5 protein-coding genes and 1 tRNA gene are annotated in these 4,162 nt (G+C 72.8%); 3 read left to right on the top strand and 3 right to left on the bottom strand.

The genetic code is table 11. The features are described 5' to 3' along the window. On the top strand, nt 1-601 hold a 601-nt coding region (locus HMPREF3105_RS02100; RefSeq protein ID WP_141762404.1), incomplete at its 5' end, for an HAD-IC family P-type ATPase. Here the strand turns inward: HMPREF3105_RS02100 and HMPREF3105_RS02095 are convergent. Then, nucleotides 517-822 carry an antibiotic biosynthesis monooxygenase family protein gene (locus tag HMPREF3105_RS02095; RefSeq protein WP_010078879.1) on the bottom strand — a complete coding sequence of 102 codons (306 nt, stop codon included), beginning with the start codon at nt 820-822 and terminating at the stop codon, nt 517-519. The genes HMPREF3105_RS02100 and HMPREF3105_RS02095 overlap by 85 nt on opposite strands. Before the next feature lie 208 nt (nt 823-1,030). On the opposite strand from HMPREF3105_RS02095, the gene HMPREF3105_RS12570 reads away from it, so the two are divergent. Beyond that, nucleotides 1,031-1,606, top strand: coding sequence for an MFS transporter (locus tag HMPREF3105_RS12570; protein ID WP_369814512.1), 576 nt, complete (start codon nt 1,031-1,033; stop codon nt 1,604-1,606). On the opposite strand, the gene HMPREF3105_RS02085 is transcribed toward HMPREF3105_RS12570, so the two are convergent. Then, nucleotides 1,585-1,660, bottom strand: a tRNA-His gene (locus HMPREF3105_RS02085). The genes HMPREF3105_RS12570 and HMPREF3105_RS02085 overlap by 22 nt on opposite strands. 103 nt (nt 1,661-1,763) lie before the next feature. After that, entirely contained in the window at nt 1,764-2,390 is a 627-nt protein-coding gene (gene orn / locus HMPREF3105_RS02080) for an oligoribonuclease (protein WP_002857127.1), read from the bottom strand. 90 nt (nt 2,391-2,480) lie between these two features. Here orn and mptB point away from each other — a divergent pair, with 90 nt between their 5' ends. Then, a complete protein-coding gene (gene mptB, locus HMPREF3105_RS02075; RefSeq protein ID WP_036316838.1) occupies nt 2,481-4,136 on the top strand; it encodes a polyprenol phosphomannose-dependent alpha 1,6 mannosyltransferase MptB in 1,656 nt (551 codons plus the stop codon). Nucleotides 4,137-4,162 lie beyond the last annotated feature (26 nt).

The following is a 4,162-nucleotide window of genomic DNA, read 5'->3' as shown; positions in this document are numbered from 1 at the left end:
CGCGGGCATGATCCGGGCGCTGCACGGGATCGGCGTCCGCGAGGTCGTGATGCTGACCGGCGACCAGCCCGGCGTCGCGCAGGCCGTGGCCCGGCAGGTGGGCGTCGACGACGTGCGGGCGGGCCTGCTGCCCCAGGACAAGCTCGAGGCGATCGAGGCCCTGCAGGCCGAGGGCCGCGTCGTCGCGATGGTCGGTGACGGCGTCAACGACGCCCCGGCCCTGGCGACGGCGGACATCGGCGTGGCCATGGGCGCGGCCGGCTCCGGTGTGGCCATCGAGACCGCGGACATCGCCCTGATGGGCGACCGGCTCGAGCGGCTGCCGCAGGCGCTCGATCTGGCCCGGCGCACGGTGCGGGTGATGCGGCAGAACATCGCGATCTCCCTCGTGACCGTCGTGGCCCTGCTGGCCGGCGTCTTCGCCGGCGGCGTCACGATGGCCGTCGGCATGCTCGTGCACGAGGCGTCCGTGCTGCTGGTCATCGTGAACGCGATGCGCCTGCTGCGGCGCCCGGGTCAGCCCAGGTCCACGACCTCGAACTCGAGCAGGTCGGCGCCCGTGGCGACCGGCGCCGGGCGGCCGCCCTGCTCGGCGGCGTGAGCGGCGGGCATGCGCCCGTCCCGCCAGCGCTGGAAGTCCTCCTCCGACGCCCACGTCGTGACCACGAAGTAGCGGTCCTCGCCCGCGGTGGGCCGGAGCAGCTGGAAGCCCTCGAAGCCCGGCTCCTGGTCCACCGCGTGCTTGCGGGCGGCGAACCGCTTCTCGAGTTCCGGGCCGGCGCCCTCGGGGACGCTGATGGCGTTGATCTTCACGACGGACATGGGCTGGCCTCCTCGTCGGCGGGGGTGCGGCGTCGGGTCGACGCCCTCACCGGCCGACTCTACGCCCGGCAGCGGACCGGGGATCCGTCGAGCGGTTGATGCCCGGCGGCGTCGTCCCCGTCGCGCTCGCGGTCGCGGCGCTCGCCCTCGCGCTGTTCGAAGGGTTGGAGCGACACCGCGAGAAGGTGCGCCGCTCGGCCTGGACGTGATGGGGGCGGGCCTGGTCCTGGCCGCGATGGCCGCAGGCGCGTTCCTCTCGGACGCCGCGGCCCGTCACCTGGCGGCCCGGTTCGGCGCCCCGGGCACCGTGCTGATCGGGCTGGGCCTGGAGGTGGCCGGGGTCGTGGCGCTCGCCCTGCTCCTGGGCCCGGACACCTCGGGTTGGCTCGTCGCCGTGCCCCTCGTCGTGTACGGCCTCGGGCTCGGCCTGGCCTCGGCGCAGCTGACGGACATGGTGCTCCAGGACATCCCCGTGCAGATCTCGGGTCAGGGCGCCGCGACGCAGAGCACGGTCCGGCAGATCGGCTCAGCGCTGGGCACCGCGTTCGCCGGGGCCACCCTGTCCATCGCCCTCGCCGCCACGCTGCCCGCGGCCCTGGACGACGCCGGCCTCACCGGTCCGGCGGCCGACTCGCTCGCCGCGGCCACGCGGGACTCGGCTGGCACCACGATCCCGCAGCTGCGGGCGCAGGGGGAGCGCGGCCCGCTCGGGGAGCACACGAAGAAGCCCCCGGAACCAGTAAGGATTCCGGGGGCTTCGAGTGGGGTGAGCGACGGGGATTGAACCCGCGACCTTCTGGACCACAACCAGACGCTCTGCCGACTGAGCTACGCCCACCATGTCTGCTTCACACGGACGGATCCGCGCGGCGCAGCGGGGTCCACAGTACACGAGATCCCGCGCAGCGCCGAATCGGGGCAGTGGGGCCGGGAGTGCCTGCTCAGGCCTGCGCCCCGGACACCACCTCCGCGATGGCGCGGGCCTCCTCCGTGGTGGGGCCGGGGGCGGGGGCCATGACGGCGGCCCGGTAGTAGCGCAGCTCGGTGATGGAGTCCTTGATGTCCCCGAGGGCGCGGTGGCCGCCGGTCTTGGCGGGGGCCTGGTAGTAGGCGCGCGGGTACCAGCGCCGGGCCAGCTCCTTCACGGTGGACACGTCCACGATCCGGTAGTGCAGGTGGTCGACGACGGCGGGCATGTAGCGGGCGAGGAACAGCTTGTCCTGGCCCACCGTGTTGCCGGCCAGCAGGCCCTTGCCGGCGGGCACGCGGGCGGCGATGTACTCGAGGACGCGCGCGGCGGCGTCGTCGAGCTCGAGGCCCTCCGCGAGCTCCGGCAGGAGGCCCGAGGTGGTGTGCATGTCCCGGACGAACGGGTCCATCTGCTCGAGGGCGGCCGCGGAGGGACGGATCACCAGGTCGATGCCCTCGTCCAGGATGTTCAGCTCGGCGTCCGTGATGAGCACCGCCACCTCGACGAGCTCGTCGACCTGGGGGTGCAGGCCGGTCATCTCGCAGTCGATCCAGACCAGGGGGGCGCTCTCCGGCGCGGGGGTGCTCGTCTCGCTCATGCCCCCAGGCTACTCGCGTGTCACGATGGTAGATTCGAGCGAGCCGCGCCCTCGCGCGCCCACGCAGGACCGCACGGAAGGACCCGTCGCATGAGCGTGTCGACCCCGCGTCCGTCCGGGTCCACGGCCCACCGGCCGGAGTACGTCGGCGTCGGCGGCCTCCGCGCGGACCCCCAGGTCGCCGGCGCGGACTGGTGGCCCATCCTGGTGGGGACCCTCGGCTCCCTCCTCCTGGTGGTGGGCTCGTACTCCGTCGGCTGGCTGGCCTCGGCCTCCCCGATCAACCGCTGGCAGTGGCTGATCCCGTGGCGCACCCAGGAGACCGGCGTGCTGGCCGGCACGGTGCTCCTCACCCTCGGCTGCTGGGTGATGTTCTGGGCCTGGCTGCGGCTGGGCCAGACGATCCGCCCCTTCGGCCGCGGCGCTTTGCGCACGGTCAACCTCGCCACCGTCCTGTGGTGCCTGCCCCAGGTCGTGGCACTGCCGATCTTCAGCCGGGACATCTTCGCCTACGTGGGGCAGGGCCGTCTCATGGTGGCGGGGCAGGACCCCTACGTGGACACGATCTCCTCGCTGTCCAACTGGTTCCAGCTCGGAGCGGACGCGACCTGGGCGGACTCCGAGACCCCGTACGGTCCGATCTTCCTGTGGATCGAGCAGGCCGTCGTCGCGATCTCGGGGGACATGAACCCGGACCTGGCGATCTTCCTGTTCCGCCTGGTGGCGGTGGCCGGCGTCGCGCTGATCATGGTCTTCGTGCCGCTGCTCGCCCGCCGGCTGGGCGTCAACGGTGCGTGGGCGCAGTGGATCAGCGCCGCCAACCCGCTCTTCACCATCAGCTTCGTCGCGTCCGGGCACAACGACGCCCTCATGGTCGGCCTCGCCCTGGCCGGCACGTGGTGCGCGCTGCGCGCCGGACATCCGCTCCGCCCCCAGCGACCCGGGCAGTCCGTCGCGTGGGGGGTGGCCGGCGTCGTGCTGGTCACCCTGTCCCTGGGCATCAAGCCCATCACCCTCGTGCTGCTCCCGTTCATCGGCCTGCTGTGGGCCGGCCCGACGGCCCGATGGCCGCGCCGGTTCGCCTTCTGGGCCCTCACCGCCGGGATCTCCTTCGGCCTCATGGCCCTGGTGGGCGTGCTCAACGGCTTCGGCTTCGGCTGGGTGGCCGTGATGGTCGGCACGGGCACGGGCACCGTGCCGTGGGGGCCGATCGGCATGCTGTCCCTCATCACGGTGGGGGCGAGCGAGCTCCTCGGGCAGGGGGCGGACGTGCAGGCCGTCGAGGGGGTGTACAAGACCGCCGGACGCGTGCTCTCGGTGCTCATCGTGCTGGCCCTGATGTTCCTCGGCCGCCAGGACCGCGTGATGACGCGCATGACCTGGGCGTTCACCGCGCTGGTGATCCTCTCGCCCATCATCCAGCCCTGGTACCTGTTGTGGCTGCTCCCGTTCTTCGCCGTGATCGGCATCCGGGACAACTGGCAGATCAAGTGGGTCGTGTTCACGGTCGGCTACTTCCTGGCGTTCGGCGCGTCGGACCAGCTCTTCACCTGGCAGTTCCTGGACATCGCGGACCAGGTCAAGGCCGTGTCCCTGATCGTCTCCGCCGTGTGTCTGCTGTGGATCCTCGTCGTGGACCGCCGCACCAGCCGGTTCGTGAAGGACCACTGGCACGTGCGCCCCGCCGTGCGCGCCGGCCTGGCCCGGCTCCGTGGCGCCCCTCGACCCGTGGAGCCGGGGGAGTGAGGCCCGCCGCCCCCGCGACGACCGGC

This window comes from Micrococcus sp. HMSC31B01 (assembly GCF_001816085.1).
Lineage (GTDB): Bacteria > Actinomycetota > Actinomycetes > Actinomycetales > Micrococcaceae > Micrococcus > Micrococcus luteus.
The sequence above is the reverse complement of the archived record's forward strand: the minus strand, read 5'-3'. Positions and strand labels throughout refer to the sequence as shown.